This window comes from Sphingomonas sp. OV641, from assembly GCF_900109205.1.
Lineage (GTDB): Bacteria > Pseudomonadota > Alphaproteobacteria > Sphingomonadales > Sphingomonadaceae > Sphingomonas.
In genome coordinates, this window is the sequence record NZ_FNZB01000009.1 from 44,691 (window position 1) to 62,464 (window position 17,774).

Below are 17,774 nucleotides of genomic sequence, written 5' to 3' on the forward strand. Positions count from 1 at the left end.
TCCATGAACAACGAGCGGGTGAACAGAATGACAAACCTCAAGGAACGCGCGCTCATTGCCGCTGTCGCGACCATCGCTCTGACTGGATGCGGACTGATTAAACCACGGGATGCTGGCTATTTCCGTTTCCACGCGGAAGAGGCGAGGCTGGTTGTCACCCGCTGCGAGCGGGGCCAGGAAACCGGCAGCGACTGCGAGGCCGCGGCCCAGGCCGTGGCCGAGCTCGATGCGGCTGCGCGCCGGCAACCTCCGGCCAGAGCCGGACGCCAGCGCGGACATGATGCTACACTGGAGAAGGAACGTGATGATCGGAATTAACGGCACGCTCGCGCTGATGGTCGCAACGGCCGCTGGACTGACGCCACCTGCTGCGAGCGCACAGCACGCTCAACACGGTACGAGCGTGACCCGGGGAGCTGATGCGGGAAAGCGGGCCGACACGCCCGCAACCAGAGCCTACCGGGCCGCGAACGCCAAGATGCATGGCGCTATGGACGTGGCCTTCACTGGTGATGCCGACGCCGACTTCATGCGCGCGATGATCCCCCATCATGAAGGCGCGATCGCGATGGCCGAGATAGAATTGAGGTACGGGCGCGATCCCGCTGTTCGCCGGCTTGCAGCCGAAGTAGTGGCGACGCAGCGGCGCGAGATCGCCGAGATGCGGGCGTGGCTTGCCCGGCGCGAAACCCGCAAGTAGCGGCCCGAAGCCTTACCGCCGTCAATGATGGCGGCGGTAATGCCTCGGACGGGAATGACGATCATAGTGCCGATCGCGCACGTAGTGGCGAGACTGGTATCGCGGAGAGTCGGCATAATAGCCGCCACCATAATAGGGCTGCGCATAGCCATAGCCGTGATTTGACACGACCACACGTCCATGTCCGCCGTAGCTACCATGACCTGTGGAATGACGGCCACCATGGTGCTGCGCCATCGCAGTACCAGGGACCAACGAAGCCAGCAGCCCCGCTGCAATCCAAAATGTCTTACGCATGTCTACTCTCCTACCATCGGACGATAGGATCGAACGACGGCGTATTTGATATTAGGGCTTCTACTTGAACCGACACTGAACTTGATGCCGGTCAACGATACCAGAACGTGCGCATGTAGACTCAAATCTGGGCCTTTGTGGTGCCGACAGTCGAACCTTGTGCCTTTGAGCCTCTCAATCGCATGGACAACGCTGTGATGGCTGGCAGGACAAGAAGGGTCAGGATTGTCGATGTTATAAGCCCCCCGATGACGACCGTTGCGAGTGGGCGTTGCACTTCTGCTCCTGTGCCGGTCGCAAGCGCCATCGGCACGAAGCCAAGAGACGCGACCAGCGCGGTCATCAGCACCGGACGGACGCGCTCCATTGCGCCGCCCACGATCGCATCGTCGTCGGCCGCACCGTCTTCGCGATACTTTCCGATCGCACTCATCATCACGAGGCCGTTGAGGACGGCAACGCCCGATAGGGCTATGAACCCGACCGCTGCGGTGATCGAGAAGGGGATACCGCGCAGCAGCAGCGCAAACACGCCCCCTGCGAGCGCCATCGGCACCGCCGAGAACACGATCGCCGCCGACACGAAGCTGCCGAGCGCCATGTAGAGCAGGGCATAGATCGCGATAAAGCAGATCGGCACGACGATCAGCAGGCGCAACCGAGCCGATTGCAGGCTCTCGAAGGTGCCGCCCCACTCAGTATACATGCCGGCGGGAAGCTGCATCTGGCCGATCCTCGCCTGTGCTTCGTCGACGAACCCGCCAAGATCGCGCCCGCGGACGTTGATCTGCACGACCACCATCCGCTTGCCATTCTCGCGACTAACCTGGTTCAACCCCTGCGTGTAGTTGAACCGGGCGACCTGGCTGAGCGGGATCGAGCGCGCCACCTGACCCTCGGCAGTGGGCAGCATCACCGGGATCGACCCCAGTGTCTCAAGGTCATCCCGTTGCGCATCGGGGAGGCGGACCACGACGTCGAACCGCCGGTCTCCCTCGAACAACAACCCGGCCTCGCGCCCGCCAAGCGCAGCCGAGACCGTGTTCGCCACCTCCTCAACCGACAGGCCATAACGGCCCGCCGCTTGCCGATCGATCTGCACGTCGAAGGTCGGCGCGCCGGACGTCTGTTCGGCACTCACGTCACCAGCGCCCGGGATGGTGCGCATGACGGAAGCGATGCGCCGCGCCTGTTCGCTCATCGCGTCGAGGTCATCGCCGTAGAGTTTGATCGCGACGTCGGCGCGAACGCCGGCGATCAGCTCGTTGAAGCGCATCTGGATCGGTTGCTGAATCTCTGTTCGGTTGCCGATCAGCGGTTTCATCCGCTCCTCGATGCGGCGAAGGATGTCCTCCTTGCTCTTAACCTCCGCCGGCCACTCGTCCTCTGGCTTTGGAATCACATAGGTATCCGACGCATTGGGCGGCATCGGATCGGTGCCGAGATCGGCGTTGCCGTTCTTAGAGAAGACCAGCGCCACCTCCGGCAGCGTCTTCAATGCATTCTCGATCTGAAGCTGCATCTGTGTCGACTGATCGATCGACGCCGATGGCACGCGGAAGTTGGTGACGGTTATGTCCTTCTCGTCGAGCTGCGGCATGAACTCCTCGCCGAGCAAGCCAAAGCTCAGCACTGCCGCGACGAACACGCCGACACCGCCCAGAATGAAGGGCATCGGCCGAGCTACGCCCCTGCCCAGCACGGGGGCGTAGCGTTCCTTGAACCAGCGGATCGGCTTCACTTCCGTCTCGCTGACCCGGCCCTTGACGACGATCGCGATCATCGCGGGAACGAAGGTCAGCGACAGGACGAAAGCGGAGGCGAGCGCCACCATCAACGTGATCGCCATCGGCGCGAACGTCTTGCCCTCAACGCCCTGGAAGGTGAGCAGCGGCACGAAGACGAGGAAGATGATGAGCTGACCATAAACGGTCGGCCGCACCATCTCCTTGGCCGCGAGTGTCGTTTCCTCCATCCGCTCGTCGCGGGTGAGAAGCCGGCCTTCATGCTCCTGGCGCTCGGCGAGGCGGCGAAGCGCATTCTCGACGATGATGACGGCGCCGTCGACGATCAGCCCGAAGTCGAGCGCTCCAAGGCTCATCAGGTTGCCCGATACGCCCAGCCCGTTCATGCCGGCGGCCGTCATCAGCATAGTGATCGGGATGACCGCAGCGGTGATGAGCGCGGCGCGGATGTTGCCGAGCAGCAGGAACAGCACGACGATGACGAGCAGCGCGCCTTCTGTGAGGTTCTTTTCGACCGTCGCGATCGTCGCGTTGACCAGCTTGGACCGGTTGTAGACCGGCTCGGCGAACACGTCGGGCGGCAGCGCCTTGTTGATCTGCGTCAGCTTCTCGGCGGCATCGGTCGCGACGATGCGGCTGTTGTCGCCCACCAGCATCAGCACGGTCGAGATGACCGCTTCCGATCCCATGCGACTGCCGGATCCGGTGCGGACCGCACCGCCGATCACGACCTGGCCCACGTCCTTGACGCGGATGGGAACGCCGTTCCGGGTTGCCACGACGGCTTCCTGAATGTCATCGATCGATTTGAGGCGAGCATCGGCGCGGACAAGGAAGCTCTCGCCGGCACGGCGGACGTAATTGGAGCCGGCAGAGAGATTGGCCCGCTCCATCGCGTCCGCCAACTCCGTCACCGACAGCCCATAGCTAACGAGCGCGTTCAGGTTTGGCTCGATCAGATATTGCTTCACATAGCCGCCGTTGGAATCAACCCCGGCGACGCCGCGCACGGCGCGCATCTGTGGGCGGATGATCCAATCCTGCACCGTGCGGAGATATGCCGCCTTCGCCAGCTCGGTGGTCAGGCGTTCGCCCTCGGGCGTGAGATAGCTGCCGTCCGACTGCCAGCCCGGCTTCCCATCGACCGTCTTCAAGCCCTTGCCGTCGGGGTGACGGAAGGCGACCGAATAGAAGAAAATCTCGCCGAGCCCGGTGCTGAGCGGTGCTAGGATCGGCTGCGCGTTGGAAGGCAGGCTGTCGCGCGATTGTGCGAGCCGTTCCGTCACCTGCTGGCGCGCGAAGTAAATGTCGGTGCGGTCGGTGAAGACCGCCGTTACCTGGCTGAAGCCGTTGCGCGAGATGGAGCGGGTCATCTCAAGCCCTGGGATTCCGGCCAGCGCCGTTTCCACCGGGAACGTCACCTGCTTTTCGATGTCGACCGGCCCAAGCGTCGGGGCGAATGTGCTGATCTGGACCTGTCGGTTGGTGACGTCGGGCACAGCGTCAATCGGCAGCTTGGTGATCTGCCATAAACCAAAGCCAATGACGACGAGGGTCAGGACGGCGACAAGCCATCGCATCCGGACCGAAAGGGAGAGGATGCGGCCGATCATTCCGCCGACTCCTTCTCGATCTCCGCTTTGAGGAGAAAAGCGTTGGTGGTGGCGATCTGCGTGCCGGCGGCGAGGCCGCCGGTGATCGCCACCATCCCGCCTGATCGGCTGCCGACCTGAACCGGCTGTGCGCGGAAGCCTTGGCCGGTGCGGACGAACACTACGGTATCGCTGCCAAGCGTCTGCACCGCGTCTTGCGGCACCATCACGCCACTCTTGGCGGCCCCGCCGCTGGCGAGGATACGAGCCTGCACAAGCTGGCCCGGGGCGAGTGTGCTGCCGCCAGAGGTCGGCGTGATGACGACGGTCGCGGTCCGCGATTGCGGATCGACGACGCCGGTCGACGAACGTACGCGGCCCTCGATCTTGCGGCCATCGGTGGTGGTCAACTCCACCCTGTCACCTTCTCGGACCCGGCCTGCATCGGCGGGGGGAACGCTAGCCGTGATCTGAAGCCGGCGCGGGTCGGCGACGCGGAACAGCTCGGTTTCAGCCGCGACGAACTGGCCGAGATTGGCACCAGCATTGGTGACGCGCCCCGAGACGGGGCTGACGACCGCAACCGATCGGCCGTCACCTGATACGCGGGCAGCGCCTGCGGCGGCGCTAGCGCGCCGGGCATCGGCCTGGGCGACCGCCAGATTGGCTTGTGCGGCTTCATAGTCAGCGCGGGGGGTGACGCCCTGGGCAAGCAAACCGCGTTCGCGTTCGAGCTGGCGAGCGGCGAGAGTGACGCGCGCGGACGCGGCCGAGCGATCGGCTGCGATCTGCGAAGCATCGCGGCTCTCGACCAGAGCGAGCGTCTGGCCGGCTCGCACAAGATCGCCGATGCGGACCATGATACGGCTGACCGTGCCCGGTGCGCGCGCGGTCAGCACCGCCTCGGCGTCGGGCGTCGCCTCGACCGTAGCGGAGGCAAGGATCGCGGCGTCCAGCTCGCCGGAGGCCGCCGGGGCTACAGTGATCTGCGATGCCGAAAGTGCCTGCTGCGTCATCGCGACCGTGTTCGACGGCTTGGCTGGCGCTGCGGCCTCCGTAGGAGCAGGGGCAGGGGCGGGCGATTGGGTGAGGCGCGCAGCGCCGAATCCAAGCGCGGCGGCAGCGACCAGGCCAATGGCGGCGCCGGTGTAGAGGCGAGTTTTATCGGTCATTGCACCGCTTCTCCGGTGATGGTGAGGCCCTGCAGACGGGCGAGATTGGCGCGGGCGTCGAGGCGCGCTGCGGCGGCATCGAGGATGAGGCCGCGGGCGACTCCGAGATTTTGACGTGCGGCGAGCAGTTCGATCAGCGGGCTTTTACCTGCCTCGTAAGCGATGCGGGCGAGGCGGTAGCCTTCTTCGGCGGTTGTCAAAGTCCGCTGCGCGGCAGCGGCACGAGCGTCGGCTGCCTCGACCAGCGCTAGACCGGCGCGTGTCCCGGCCTCGGCTTCGAGCCGGGCCGCGGCGGCGCGCGCTTCTGCTCCTTGCAGCTCAGCGCGTGCCGCCGCGATGTTGCCCTGGTTGCGATCGAAGAAGGGGAGCGGGACCGATATGCCGGCGACTAGGGCAGGGCCGCTCGCGACGCGGAGTTGACGCACTCCAAGCTGCGCAGTGACGTTCGGAATGGCGAGGCGCTGTTGCACCGTCACCGCCCGCGCAGCGGCGTCTTGTTCGGCTTCCGCGACCCGCACCGTCGTCGCCTGCATCGCGTCAATGGGACCGAAAGCCGGCTTGGCATCGAGCCGATCGAGGAGTGACTCCGAAAGACCGGTGAAGGGGGTGGTCATACCGGCGAGCGCCGAAAGACGTGCCAGCGCGACCGTCTTGAAAGCGCGCGCGTTTTCGAGGTCGGCCTGAAGCGTGTTCAGTTCGGTTTCGGCCTGCACTTGCCGGAGACGGGCTTCCTTGCCGGCGCCGACCAAAGCGCGGGCAACCCTCAAGACATCGGTCGCCTGTTTAACCTCTTCTTCGGCGATGGTGATGCGACGATCGGCGATTTCGGCACCAGCATAAGCGCGCGCCAGCTCAGTCGCAAAGACGAGACGGCCGTCACGATCGCGCGCCTTTGCCGCAACGATCCCGGCTTCACCGGCGGCGATCCGAGCGGATCGCTTGCCGCCCAGTTCGACAGGCTGATCGACCTGGAAAGTCGTCTGTTGTTGATTGCGCGCATTGCGATCGTGGTCGCCCACGAAATTCTCTGCATAGACATTGATCGAGGGGTTCGGTCGGGCGCGCGCTTGTAATGCCAAGCCGCGTGCTCGGGCGACGTCTGCTTCTAGCGCCAGGACGCGCGGCACATCACGCGTCTGATTTAGAAGCTGTGCAAAGGGGGGTGCGGTCTGCGACCACGCCGCACCTACGGGCGATAGCGCCGCAAAGGCGCCGGTCAGCGCAACGGTGCGCGACCGGCGAAAACTGCCGTTCATAGTGCATGATCCTCTAGGGTAGTCAGTCGACGCGCGCGGCGTCGGCGAGACTCAACCGCGAGGCGGACGCAGAAGCTTAGATGGGTCGATCCCGCTGGGGAGCGATGGAGTTAATATCGACCACACGCGAGCGGCGACGATGGCCGCAACCGGCGCAGCCCTCGCGCCATCGAAAGCAACCCAGTGGCCTGCGGCGTGGGCAAGAAGGTGAGCTGGCCCGTCGCCGTCGGCCTGCTTTGCCGGAGCCTGATCGTCATGATCGATCATAACCGCATGGTCGTGATCGTCATCAGAATGGGTATCGACCATGGCGACTTGAACCGGGCCGTGATCGTGAACCATGGCGCTATGCCATCCCGATACTGCGACAAGCCCGAGGACAGCGGCCAGCGCCAACACGACTCCTAGGATCGCAACAGAGGAACGCTGCACCGCCATCATTTGCAGCGTAAGCCGACGCAAAAAACGGGGCAAGGAAATCACTTGCCGGTCAATTCGAGCGTTCACGCTATTTCAGCCTGCTCGACATTATACCAGCGCCTTGGCGGCGAGACACGACATCAGGACGTGCCCCCCTTTGCGGAACGGTCGGTCAGCTTTGCCAAGCGGTGTGGCAGGTCGCTCATGACGCGGCGTGCATCACCAGGTCGCAGGTTACGCCAACGCCGGACCTCGTCGCGCGTGCGGCCACACCCCCGGCACCATCCGGTGCGGGCATCGAAACCACATAGATCGACGCAAGGCGATCGCATCAGATCGCGCCGATCCGACTGAGGCCTTGCAAGCCGGAATAGGCCATGTAGCCCGCGATCACGAGCATCAGGCCCGCCGACGCATAAGGCGCCTTGCGCGCGAAGTCGCCGAACCCTGACCAGCGCTTGCGGATGTGCGTGACGCTGAGCGATGCGATGACGCCGGCGCTGACCATCGTCACGGCAAGGCCGACGCTGAACGCGCTCACCAGCACGACACCGAGCGCGAGACGCTTGAGCTGGAGGCAGAGCAGGAGGACGGTGACGGCTGCGGGGCAGGGGATCAGCCCGCCCGTCAGGCCGAACAGCGCGATCTGGCCGGTCGTTACCTGACGATCGGCGAACCGGCGGCTGATATCGGCGGCGTGGGCGCGCTCATGCGCGTTCATGTAGGCATCGTCGCCCGTGACCTTCAGTCCATCATGCCCGTGGCCGTGATCGTGCCCGTGTTCGGCGAATGTGAGGTCGTAGTCATGGCTGTGGCCGCCGTGGCCCAGCGAGACGCGCGCGTTGAAGGCGTGCGGTTCCGGGATCTCCTCGACGCTTTCGATGTAATCGCCCCGATCGACGAAGCGGAATGTCTGCGAACGGCCTTCGCCGCGATCCGTTGTGAGGATAACATCCGCCGCTTTCCAGCCACCCTTGGCAAAGCTCGCCCGCCAGCGCGGCGGCACGCCATCCTCGAAAATCTCCAGACGCATCATGCCGTGGCCGGTGTCGATCGTGCGGATCTCGTCCTCGCCGTGATGGTGGTGGTGATCGTGCGCGGCTTCGGCCTTCTGATCGGCACGCGTGCGCCAAATCATCCATAGACCGATGCCAAGAACGATGACGGCCGAGCCGAGCAGGAGGTAAGGCTCGGTCGTTTCGGTGTTGATGCCGCGCCCGAGATATTGCCCGCCAAGCGCGATGCCCCACACGATCGCGGTGTGCGAAAGCGCCGCGCACAGGCCGAGCAGGACGGCTTGGCCAACAGTGCCACGCACTGCGATAATAAACGCAGCCATCATGGTCTTGGAATGGCCGGGCTCCAGCCCGTGCAGCGCACCGAGCAGCAGCGCGGTCGGGATGAACAGCCAGAGATTGGAGCTGCCCTGTTGAACGAGTTCGGCGAAAGAGGTCATGGTGCGTCCCGGCAAGCCCGGCGGTCGCGACCGATCGGACGTGAAGTTCGGGCAGGTCCATATCCCCCCATGGGGATAGAGTCTATCCCCCCGGGGGGTTGCTCGACAAAGTTCGTCCGTTTGTCTTATAGGGTGACATGGCCCATTACGATCATTCCAATCATCCCGCGATCATCAAGCGGCTCAACCGTGCGACCGGGCACCTGAAAAGCATCGTCGGGATGATCGAAGAGCAACGGCCGTGCGTCGATATCGCGCAGCAGCTTCAGGCGGTGGAGAACGCGATCGCCAGCGCCAAGCGCGCGCTCATCAACGATCATATCGATCACTGCTTGGTTCACGCCGAAGAGGGCGAGGGGACAAAGGTGGCGGTGGAGCAGTTCCGGGCGATATCCAAATACTGGTGATCGCCTAATCGGACAGGGTTGATCGGATTCGGCTTGTACATATGCCCCCCAGGGGATACGGGCGTCTCACTCTTGGGGAGTAGCTACCCGCTGTTGCGGGGCCATCGTCAACATCCTTGAACCTTCCGGTTCGTGGCGATGGCAGCAGATTTTGATCTGCCCGGCGAGACCAACGATGCGCTACCTCTCTCGTGGCCGGAGGTGGATTGCGTCGTTCGGTTGACGGCCCTTGGACGTATATCAATGACGGGTTTGCTAACGCTCGGCGCTCTTGGCGCCAGCTTGTCGGTCGACGCCTTCGCTGCGGCGGTGGGGAAGGGTGCGACCAATCAGCGCAATCGTTGGCGCGATGCCTTACGTGTCGGCGCCGTGTTCGGCTTCTTCGAGGCGATCACGCCGGCGATTGGCTGGGCGATCGGCCTGGCGCTGAGCACTTGGATCGCGGCAGTCGATCATTGGATAGCCTTCTTCCTGCTTTTCGGCGTCGGCGGGCATATGATCCATGCAGCGACGAAAAGCGACGTGGACGCGGGTCAGCGCGCTCAGACCGGCGTGTGGCGACTGGTCGTTACCGCGCTCGCCACCAGCATCGATGCAACGGCGGTGGGTGTCAGTCTCGCGGTCATGCAGGTCAATATCCTGACCGCGTGCCTCATCATTGGCGGGATCACCACGGTCGTCGCCACGATCGGCGTCATGCTCGGCAAGCACGCGGGACGGTATATCGGCCGCTATGCAGAGATGCTGGGCGGGCTGACGCTCATCCTCATCGGCGGCACGATCCTCTACCAGCACCTCACCGCCTGACCTCAAACCAGCGCGCCGCTTGCTCGCTTGGCGGGGAAGCGGCGCGCGATTTCGCAGCTAGTCCGCGATAAAGCTGCCGCGTCCTCCCCGGAACGCGCCGACGACATTGCCACGATCCCAATGGCCGGACAGGATGCCGCGCCGGGGGATGCTTCCGACCGGCTTGCGGCGCGCGGCGAGTAGCCGCGCGCGGCGTGTATCGCGATCGATGGGCAAGCCCGTCATGATGTCGATGGCGGTGCGCAGCGGGGTCATGCGGGCCGCCACTGCTCGACCAGCGCCGCCATCGCGTCGCGGTAGCCCCAAGCATCGGGATAGACGGACGGCTCGGCCGCCAGATGCGCCATGACGATGAGCATGTCTTCCGAGATGCCGGGATCGCAATTGCAGAGGTGAAGGACCGGAAAATGGCCCCATGCACTGCCGTCCCACCATGCCAACAGGAAGTCGGCCGCACGCGAGGCTTGGCCGGTATCGGACCCGGCGACGACGATCAGGCGGGCAATGGCCTCGCCAACGTCCTCGAAGCTGACAGCCCGGATTGCGGGGCGGCGTTGGGGTGGGCTCATGACTATTCGCTTCTGCTCCTTCAAGCGTGGAAGGGGACGGGGACCAACAGCGCATCATCGATCGGCTCGACGTCGCGCAGCTCCACCATCACGATCTTCTCTACCCGCTCGGCGCCGGTCGGATCGAGATAAACATAGGTGTGGCCTGCAAACACCGGGCTGCACAAGCGCCAGATCACGCCTTTCCGACCGATGCGGCGTTCCGCGCGCCCGTCATAGGATGCGAAAGCGCCCGCAATCCGGACCCGCTGCGCGATCCGCAGCCAATTGGCTGCGCCGTCGATGACGACGGCCAGTTCCTCCGGCGAAAGAGCCGGTCGGCCGATGCCGAACGTCGCTTGGGGATCGCGCGCGATCCGGGACAGCTTCTCCTCGACCGGTTCCGGTTTCCAGTCGCTGACTGGCCCGGGGGCGGCCTTGTACATATGCGTTACCGGCTTCCCGCCGAACAGGTCGGGTTGTACGCCGACAAGGCGGCGGTGGAACATCGCCTTGTGATAGTCGCGCCGCCATTGCGCTTCGGGGGTCAGCGGCTTCGCATTTGGGCCATCGCGCATGATCGCGACCAGCTCGTTAAACTCCTCCTCGCTCACCGTGGCGACGCTCGGGTCAAAGACAATGCGCGCCGCCACGCCCCGGCCCCCGTCGGGGCCGGGATCGTCGGCGGCGGTCACGCCGCCGCCTCCAGTTCGGGCGCTGTCTCGACCGCCATGCGGCTCAACAGCCAGTCGGACGCGTCCTGCGCGAGCCGTGCGGCGGTGAAGATGCACTTCTTGTCGTTGCGGAGCGCTTGAAGCCAGTTCGCCAGATAGGCGGCGTGGTCCTCGCGATCGTGGAGCTTGATGCCGATGGTGGCGCTGACGAACGCGGCCCCAAGCTCGGCGACCAGTTCCTCGCGAGCATAGTCCTCGCGCTTCGTGGAAATGAGGGAGGGGCGGGCAAGGCGGTCAACGTGCCCCGTCGCATGGCAAAGCTCGTGCGCTAGGGTCGAATAATAGTCGTCGCTGGTGTGGAAGTCGGCAAACTGCGGCATGACGACATGATCGCCGCTCGGCTGATAATAGGGCTGGGAACCGAAGTGCTTGAGGGTGACGGGCACGCGGGCAAAGAGCGTGTCCAGTTCGGCGTCGCGCTGGTCGGGATTGGTCGCGGTGATGACGGGCAAGGGGGCAGGATATTTCGCCTCGATGCCGTCGATCTGCTCGGCATTGAAGACGGTGTAGCGCTTGAGGAACGCCACCTGACGCTTGCCATCCTCGCCTCGCTCTGCGCCCTCCTGTGCCTTGCTGTCGGCGTTCACCTCGATCTTGTTGGCATAGACGACGGTTGAGCCCTTCTCGCCCTTGCGGACGCAGCCGCCGAGCGCGAGCGCCTGCTTGAAGGTCAGCCAATGCGGGGAAGCATAGCCCTTCGTCATGGCGGCAACCCAAAGGGTCAGGACGTTGATGCCGCGATAGGGAACCCCCGTCGAGCGCAGCGGGATGGTGGGTGCGGTGCTGCCGTTCCACGATTTCGACCAAGGCCGGGTGCCCGCCTCGATCATGGCGATCATCTGATCGGTGATTTCCTGATAGATGTCGGCCCGGTTGTCGGTGATCCGTCCCATGATTGTCTTCCTTTCCTCTGAGGCTGAAAGCCGGTCGCAACAGCAACCGGCTCTGCCTTTCCGGCGAGGAACGGGATGGGGAGGGAGGGCGAGAATCTACCGCTGGCGCGGGCGAGCCGCCCTAGCGTGGCCGACGCCCTGCAGGGCGTCGAGTGCCACGCTTGGCGGATTACACGGGCGGTCGATTGTCGTTCGGGAACGAAAGGGCAGCCGCCCTTGGTGTTCCCCGGCGCTGGATGGCCTCCGGGGGAGGGCAGCGGCGCGAACGGGCTTACGCCGCGCCCTAGGCGCTTCGATCAGGTGTGCCACGTGGCACACCTTTCACGCGAGGATCGTCACCCAATAGGGCCGAGACGGCGGTACGGCGGCTTGGTCGGCGCAGAGAGCGAAAGGAGCGGTGCTTGCAGGGTCGCACCCGGCTTCACGCTGATCCTAGACGTTAGCGTTCTGTAGCAACCCTGTTGAATAGAGCGCCATCTATAAGCTGGATCTCTGCCGTTTTGAGGGGCCGCACACCCTCTTTGGTGAGAACCCATGTCATGTCGTTGGATTGCCCCAGCGTGATACCTGACACCTGCTTTCCTTCGAGATGGTAAATCCACACCTCCCCTCGGGTGATGTTACCTATGCGGTCTTTCGCTCGGATCGTACCTGCAACATGGCCAGCGGCGACCACAATGAGGATGACAATGGTCCCGCACCCCACCCGAGCCATAAACAATGTCAGAGGATCAAAAAACGGCGGCCTATGCGATGCAGCCCTGGCGCGGTCGAAGAGCTTGCCGGCAATCAAAGTAAGCGCCGTCACGATCAGCAGCGGCAGGATCGCTGTAAGCCACGCGCCGGTTGTGGTGATAATGGCACCGAGGCCCTCCACCGCAACTGCAATGTTCGAACCGCCAAGATTGGTCGGATCGATGGCAAAACGGCCGAAATAGGCCTGTCTGTAGGTCCACCCGGCAAAATAGATGGCCGCTAATATGGTGGCGATCACGAAGGCGGAGTCAAACGCCTTGGTGACGAGTTCACGCGGTGAGGAAGATGTTCCAGGGCCTGCGGGCATTTGTCCTCCTTACGGGAATGGCTTTGCGAAGCGGCGTATAGATCCCACGTACACGGGTGGCTGGATCGTCGAGCTGACGAACGCGGCCCCAGCTCGGGAACCAGTTCCTTGCTGGCGTAGCTGTGCCACGTGGCACACCCCTCTTCATCGCTGGAACGATGCGTCCGACCCGGCCGAGTGATATGCCGGCGGATTGACCCGCCGGAGTCAGGCCGGCGTGTCGTCGTTGCCCGGTGCAGGCTGTGCGAGACCTGTATCGACGACGGCGGGTAGGGCTTCCACCGTTTCGACCTCGGTAGCGGCCGTTTGCAGGCGGATCGAGCTTCGCACCGATGCCGCGTCGAGCCGGTCCTGAAAGTAGGTCTGCGACCAAGCCATGTCAGCCCATTCGTCGGGGCGCGCCTGATAGGCGCCGACGCGGCCGACCAGACCACATAGCCAGTCGGCGCACTGGCATGTCTGGTAGCGTTCGCTCTCGACTTGGAAGGGCGGCTCGATGATGCGACGCCGGGGGGAGGGGCCACCATACATGGCTTGGCTCGCGCGAGTCAGGATGGCGTCGCGATCCTGATGCTCGTCCATGACGATGACCATATCGGCGTCGTTCTGATCGGCATATTGGTTGAGGCGCTTCATCGCCTCGCCCAGGACCGTGAGGTAAAGCGCCTGCGCCTTAAACTCCGCGACGGGGCGGTTCTTCTCGAGGCCAACGTAGAAGACATGCCCGCCGCTTGCGCGGATCTTGTTGAGGATGCGATTGGCCGCCGTGCGAACCTGCCGGTATTTCTCGACGTTCATGCTGGTGAAGAGGGCCGAGCCCTTCTTCTCCCATGTCGCGGGATGCTGGCCGCTTTGCCCGATCTCCCAAGCCAGCATGTTGCATTTGAGCTGGTAGAACCAGGTCGAGAATTGCCGCACGGATGAGTAGGGGAGGATCATGCCCCCGAGCCCGAAAACGGGACTGTCATTGTAGGCGGGATCGTCGCGCGCGACATACGGGCCGATGTGGCCAAACTCGTCGAGATAAGCGAAATACAGCATGCAGGTCCCCAGAATCGCGAAAGCCCACGCTAAGCGTGGGCCTCGGAATTGGGGCAGCCCGTGAGCCGCGTCCGTCAACAGATATGAGCGATGAGCCTGGTGTTGTCAAGAACGGACGCTGATTACTCCCCTGAGCGAAAGGCGTCCTCAATGATGGGCAGGTATCGCTCCACCTGCTCCTTGTCGCTCTCCTGCTCATCGGCGGGAAGATCGGCATAGTCGGTCGCAATCTGCTTTTCCCAGCGTTCGACAAGATCGGCGGGGATCAGCAACGAGCCGTCCTCCTGTTTGGTCGCCTTGCCGTGCATGTAGCGCTGCCAATGCGACCAGCGCTCATGTTCGATCGCGGCGAGGCGTTCGACCAAGGTCTTACGGGCGTCAGCGGCGAGAGGCTTTGCCATGTTAGATCAGCCCGCTTTCCACCAGACTTCGATAATGCTCGCCCAATACAGTCAGCTCGCAGGCTTTGCTGCCCATCGCTGCGTGCCACATATGCGGTGCATCGACGGGGCGCACGAGGTTGACCCTCACATACCGTTGGAGCACCGCGAATATCGCGGTTTTCTCCGGGTCCGGCGGTGGAATGGAGGGGTCGTTCTTCTGCTCCTCCGACCGCTCGGGCTCAAATGCCGGATCGAGAGGGAATTGGTAAGTGGCGGTCGGAAAATGCTTCGCCAGCGCCTGAAGATCGGTCAGCGCGATCGGGGGTGCCGCCTTGCGCAGCGACACGAAGGTTTTGACATTCGTCTTGAACACCGGGCGCTGCTTCCACGGCCCAAGCGACTGGTCGATATGAGCATAGACGCTGCCCGGCGTGACGTCGCCCAGCAGGTTGGCGGCGGCGCCGCCGAGCGCGTCGACGAACAGGCTGGTGAACACGCCGGCACCGCCCCCTTCGACCTCCATCGCATATTGCTCGGCGGTGGACGCTGTGAGGATGGTCATGCCGTCGCGGATTTCCGCAGCGGGATGGGTGGGACGTTCCCCGGCAGCGCCACTATGGCAGCTATCGAGGATGATGATCTTGTTCTTCGCCCCGGAATTGGCAGCGAGCGTCATGATGTCTGAAAGCGGCAGGCCATCGTCGCCGCTGCGGCTGTCGCTGGTGCAGAGGTAGCCGCCGGTGTCCTCGATGAAGCCATGCCCGGCGAAGTAGAACAGGGCGATGTCCGCGTCGTCGGCATAGAGTTCGCGGACAGCCGCCTTCAGCTCCTCGCGATCGACCAGATCGCCGGGACCGGTGCCGGTCAGGAGCTTAGGTGTAGCGAAGTTGACGGTGCCGTCGGCGTGGCGCTCGAGCATGGCCTTCACCGAGTGCGCGTCGTTCACGCACCCGCTGAGGTTCCCGATTTTCTCGTAATGGTCGATACCGACGATCAGGGCCTTGCGCACCGTCGCCTCCGGCTCAGAGTGAATCGATGAAGTTGGTGATGTTGGCGTCGCTCCAGGCAACGGTGCTGACGCCCGCGATCGAGGCGCGATCATCCTTATAGGCGTAGATGCCTTGGATCGGCTTGCCCTCTTCCTGGGCGCACTGGATTTCCCACTTCTGGCCCGTCGAGGCTGCCGAGTTCTTGCTGACCAGAACGATCACACCATGCGAGCGCTTGATCCGCGTGCGGACACGATCCTTCCAGTCTTTGTCGTATGGCTCCTTCACCGACATATCGATAAACTCGAATGGCTGCCGCGGATGGAGCGACTGCCCTTTGAGGAAGTCACGCTGCCGTTCATCCTCGATGGCGAACGCGATGAAGAGCACTTTCTTATCAGCCATTTCCAACATCCTCCATTATGGTTCTATTTCGATAATGAATCAGCGAACGCCCGACGACTTTAAGCATGAGCTGCAAGCTCTGGATACCGCCCATGCTCAAAACGAAGCTGCACGCGACAGCTTTGTTGCACTTGCACACACGGCGCTATTTGCCGCTTCTGTGTCATTTGTAGGAAGCGCGGTTCCGCTTGCCAAGGCGGTGTGGCCGTATGCCTTGGTTGCCGGATGGGCGATCGATGTTTTGGGGCTTCTTGCCCTGACGGTGAGCTTCGCGACGGCGCGTAAGGCGGTCGATGCGCGGCGAGCTGCCCTCTACGACGATATCCCGCCGGTAGCGGCTTGGTCCGAACGTCTCAACGGGTTCGCGCTATGGTCATTTCCCGCCGCTCTTCTATGTTTGTTCTCTTTTGTCACAGCGAACGTGGTCAGTATCAATGAGCGAGAAGCCAGCCCCTCCGCCAGCACCGCCGCCATCCCGATCGGGCGGATCGAGGGGGATAGCGCCGCCGCCACGCGCGCCGTTGCCGCCGGGGGGCGTGTCGCAGCCTCAAACGGGCGTTGTTCCGGCGCCACGGGCTCCGGTCGCCCCACCACCGCCGCCGCCGCCTCCGGCGCCTGCCAAGAAGTAGGTTGCGGCGCACCGCGCAGATAGGTGTGCCACGTGGCACACCTCATCGTCGTGTAAGGCGATCCAGTTCGGCGTGGGTTCGGGCGGTGCGCGCTGCGCCACGATTGGCCGATAGGGCGCATAGCGCGGCAAAGGCGACGAGGCCGCATCCGATCAGCGTGAAGGTGCGCGCGTCCCCGTCATCGCCCGACAGGAAGACCGCTCCCAAGCCGATGACGAGCAGGATCAGGCTGAAGCAGATCTCCGTCGCGACGCTGGCGAGCGGGGTGGGAAGGTCGCGCAAGCGGATGCCCCGCGTCTGATTATGCCAGTCGCGGACCAGCATGGGGCAGTCCGGAATGGGCTCGCATACGGCACGAACGCGGTCGCCGACGGCCAAGGCGATATAGTCGCTCGCGCACAGCTTGAGCGTGTGGCCGTTGACCTCGAACAGCATCGCGAACTCGCGGGAGGTATTCACGAAGGTATGCGTCTCCGCGCGGGTCAGGCCGGTCCGGTGGATCGTATCACCGGGATGCGAAATGGGCACGGCGGGGTCTGCGCGGTGGGTCGTGTGTTGGGTCACGCTTACGTCGGTCGTGTCGTGAAAACCGATGATATACGAGACCGGCCCTTCGATGGCGACGAACCGTTGCTGCTTCCTCATAGCCAACGTCCTTGCAAGGCTGCGTCAAACTCGACGGCCAGCGTGACGGCGCCGGCGACCAGCGCGGCGAGCGCGAACAGCGCGAGCCGCGCCCGGATGCCGGGGCGCAAGTCGTGCGTGATGGCGATGGCGGCCCCGATCGCCACCCCGAGGATCAGCGCTGGCCCCAGCTCGTAGAGGACCAGGCCGGGAAGGCGGTTGGGGAGCAGGTAGGGGAAAGCACGGATGAGGCGACCGGCCAGGACGGCGCCGACGACAAGGGACAGCGCCATGCCCCAACGGCCGATCAGGACGGCGGCGGGAGAACCGCGCTCAAGCATTGGAGCGGTTCCCCGCATGAGCAACGCCTGCCCGCGAGGGCGGCCCTTTGTGGCCTAGTCTGATCGTCACCCGCACGGGCGGAAACCCGGCGACGGGGTTCCGCGGAGCGGCGTGGCACACGCCAGCGCAGTAGAGCACGGGCCGGCGGCAGGCCTCGCTTACTGCTTGATCGTCCCTAGGTGTTTAGTCCCGGCATCTGGTGGATCGGATTGACGATGAACCGGTCTGGCTCTGACGTCCAGATCTTGGTGATATATTCGTAGGGTGTGAG

Annotated in this window: 23 protein-coding genes and 1 riboswitch; of the genes, 6 read left to right on the top strand and 17 right to left on the bottom strand. The window is 64.0% G+C overall.

The window, feature by feature from the left end; genetic code table 11:
- Positions 1–3: 3 nt before the first annotated feature.
- Together BMX36_RS19460 and BMX36_RS19465 are read left to right on the top strand one after the other, a co-directional pair.
- Positions 4–318, top strand: a complete 315-nt coding sequence (locus BMX36_RS19460; protein ID WP_206379108.1) for a hypothetical protein — start codon at positions 4–6, stop codon at positions 316–318.
- On the top strand, positions 305–700 hold the full coding sequence (locus tag BMX36_RS19465) for a CopM family metallochaperone (RefSeq protein ID WP_050794225.1): 396 nt from the start codon (positions 305–307) through the stop codon (positions 698–700). The genes BMX36_RS19460 and BMX36_RS19465 overlap by 14 nt, the downstream gene beginning before the upstream one ends.
- A 21-nt stretch (positions 701–721) precedes the next feature.
- Here BMX36_RS19465 and BMX36_RS21445 read toward each other — a convergent pair whose 3' ends face one another.
- From BMX36_RS21445 to BMX36_RS19480, 4 genes are all read right to left on the bottom strand, one after another.
- The gene (locus BMX36_RS21445; RefSeq protein ID WP_143058621.1) at positions 722–997 is read right to left on the bottom strand and encodes a hypothetical protein; all 276 of its coding nucleotides are present in this window, start codon (positions 995–997) and stop codon (positions 722–724) included.
- Between the two features lie 121 nt (positions 998–1,118).
- Positions 1,119–4,355, bottom strand: a complete 3,237-nt coding sequence (locus BMX36_RS19470; protein ID WP_018251231.1) for an efflux RND transporter permease subunit — start codon at positions 4,353–4,355, stop codon at positions 1,119–1,121.
- Positions 4,352–5,506, bottom strand: a complete 1,155-nt coding sequence (locus tag BMX36_RS19475) for an efflux RND transporter periplasmic adaptor subunit (RefSeq protein ID WP_007406857.1) — start codon at positions 5,504–5,506, stop codon at positions 4,352–4,354. Before BMX36_RS19475 ends, BMX36_RS19470 begins: the two co-directional genes overlap by 4 nt.
- A complete protein-coding gene (locus BMX36_RS19480) occupies positions 5,503–6,762 on the bottom strand; it encodes a TolC family protein (protein ID WP_007406848.1) in 1,260 nt (419 codons plus the stop codon). Before BMX36_RS19480 ends, BMX36_RS19475 begins: the two co-directional genes overlap by 4 nt.
- Before the next feature lie 195 nt (positions 6,763–6,957).
- On the opposite strand from BMX36_RS19480, the gene BMX36_RS19485 reads away from it, so the two are divergent.
- Complete coding sequence (locus tag BMX36_RS19485; protein WP_043058994.1) at positions 6,958–7,170, top strand: hypothetical protein; 213 nt, start codon at positions 6,958–6,960, stop codon at positions 7,168–7,170.
- Between the two features lie 152 nt (positions 7,171–7,322).
- On the opposite strand, the gene BMX36_RS19490 is transcribed toward BMX36_RS19485, so the two are convergent.
- Positions 7,323–7,514 (bottom strand): DUF1289 domain-containing protein, encoded by a 192-nt coding sequence (locus BMX36_RS19490; RefSeq protein WP_037569978.1) that lies wholly within the window; start codon positions 7,512–7,514, stop codon positions 7,323–7,325.
- Positions 7,514–8,638, bottom strand: a complete 1,125-nt coding sequence (locus BMX36_RS19495; protein ID WP_007406849.1) for a nickel/cobalt efflux transporter — start codon at positions 8,636–8,638, stop codon at positions 7,514–7,516. Before BMX36_RS19495 ends, BMX36_RS19490 begins: the two co-directional genes overlap by 1 nt.
- 137 nt (positions 8,639–8,775) lie before the next feature.
- Here BMX36_RS19495 and BMX36_RS19500 point away from each other — a divergent pair, with 137 nt between their 5' ends.
- Together BMX36_RS19500 and BMX36_RS19505 are read left to right on the top strand one after the other, a co-directional pair.
- A complete protein-coding gene (locus BMX36_RS19500) occupies positions 8,776–9,045 on the top strand; it encodes a metal-sensing transcriptional repressor (protein WP_007406864.1) in 270 nt (89 codons plus the stop codon).
- A 68-nt stretch (positions 9,046–9,113) separates the two neighbouring features.
- Positions 9,114–9,277: riboswitch (yybP-ykoY riboswitch) on the top strand.
- Positions 9,278–9,288: 11 nt separating this feature from the next.
- Positions 9,289–9,852 carry a manganese efflux pump MntP gene (locus BMX36_RS19505; protein WP_018251237.1) on the top strand — a complete coding sequence of 188 codons (564 nt, stop codon included), beginning with the start codon at positions 9,289–9,291 and terminating at the stop codon, positions 9,850–9,852.
- Between the two features lie 57 nt (positions 9,853–9,909).
- On the opposite strand, the gene BMX36_RS19510 is transcribed toward BMX36_RS19505, so the two are convergent.
- The 9 genes from BMX36_RS19510 to BMX36_RS19550 all read right to left on the bottom strand — a co-directional run bounded on the left by BMX36_RS19510 (position 9,910) and on the right by BMX36_RS19550 (position 15,908).
- Complete coding sequence (locus BMX36_RS19510; RefSeq protein ID WP_018251238.1) at positions 9,910–10,107, bottom strand: hypothetical protein; 198 nt, start codon at positions 10,105–10,107, stop codon at positions 9,910–9,912.
- Entirely contained in the window at positions 10,104–10,421 is a 318-nt protein-coding gene (locus BMX36_RS19515; RefSeq protein ID WP_018251239.1) for a DUF7673 family protein, read from the bottom strand. Before BMX36_RS19515 ends, BMX36_RS19510 begins: the two co-directional genes overlap by 4 nt.
- A gap of 20 nt (positions 10,422–10,441) precedes the next feature.
- On the bottom strand, positions 10,442–11,095 hold the full coding sequence (locus tag BMX36_RS19520; protein ID WP_018251240.1) for a hypothetical protein: 654 nt from the start codon (positions 11,093–11,095) through the stop codon (positions 10,442–10,444).
- Positions 11,092–12,027, bottom strand: coding sequence for an ArdC family protein (locus tag BMX36_RS19525; RefSeq protein WP_042469543.1), 936 nt, complete (start codon positions 12,025–12,027; stop codon positions 11,092–11,094). Before BMX36_RS19525 ends, BMX36_RS19520 begins: the two co-directional genes overlap by 4 nt.
- Positions 12,028–12,466: 439 nt before the next feature.
- The gene (locus tag BMX36_RS19530; RefSeq protein WP_056432825.1) at positions 12,467–13,090 is read right to left on the bottom strand and encodes a hypothetical protein; all 624 of its coding nucleotides are present in this window, start codon (positions 13,088–13,090) and stop codon (positions 12,467–12,469) included.
- A gap of 207 nt (positions 13,091–13,297) precedes the next feature.
- Positions 13,298–14,131 carry a DUF3800 domain-containing protein gene (locus tag BMX36_RS19535; protein ID WP_018251243.1) on the bottom strand — a complete coding sequence of 278 codons (834 nt, stop codon included), beginning with the start codon at positions 14,129–14,131 and terminating at the stop codon, positions 13,298–13,300.
- Between the two features lie 122 nt (positions 14,132–14,253).
- Positions 14,254–14,532 carry a hypothetical protein gene (locus BMX36_RS19540; protein WP_018251244.1) on the bottom strand — a complete coding sequence of 93 codons (279 nt, stop codon included), beginning with the start codon at positions 14,530–14,532 and terminating at the stop codon, positions 14,254–14,256.
- Between the two features lies 1 nt (position 14,533).
- Positions 14,534–15,583 carry a caspase family protein gene (locus tag BMX36_RS19545; RefSeq protein WP_206379130.1) on the bottom strand — a complete coding sequence of 350 codons (1,050 nt, stop codon included), beginning with the start codon at positions 15,581–15,583 and terminating at the stop codon, positions 14,534–14,536.
- Complete coding sequence (locus tag BMX36_RS19550; protein ID WP_018251246.1) at positions 15,537–15,908, bottom strand: TIR domain-containing protein; 372 nt, start codon at positions 15,906–15,908, stop codon at positions 15,537–15,539. The genes BMX36_RS19545 and BMX36_RS19550 overlap by 47 nt, the downstream gene beginning before the upstream one ends.
- Between BMX36_RS19550 and BMX36_RS19555 the strand changes: the two genes are divergently transcribed.
- Complete coding sequence (locus tag BMX36_RS19555; protein WP_125972932.1) at positions 15,883–16,560, top strand: hypothetical protein; 678 nt, start codon at positions 15,883–15,885, stop codon at positions 16,558–16,560. The two genes, BMX36_RS19550 and BMX36_RS19555, sit on opposite strands and share 26 nt — an antisense overlap.
- A gap of 19 nt (positions 16,561–16,579) precedes the next feature.
- Here the strand turns inward: BMX36_RS19555 and BMX36_RS19560 are convergent, their stop codons facing one another.
- Both BMX36_RS19560 and BMX36_RS19565 read right to left on the bottom strand, forming a co-directional pair.
- Positions 16,580–17,182, bottom strand: a complete 603-nt coding sequence (locus BMX36_RS19560) for a hypothetical protein (RefSeq protein ID WP_018251247.1) — start codon at positions 17,180–17,182, stop codon at positions 16,580–16,582.
- Positions 17,179–17,502, bottom strand: a complete 324-nt coding sequence (locus BMX36_RS19565) for a hypothetical protein (protein ID WP_170172305.1) — start codon at positions 17,500–17,502, stop codon at positions 17,179–17,181. Before BMX36_RS19565 ends, BMX36_RS19560 begins: the two co-directional genes overlap by 4 nt.
- Positions 17,503–17,774 lie beyond the last annotated feature (272 nt).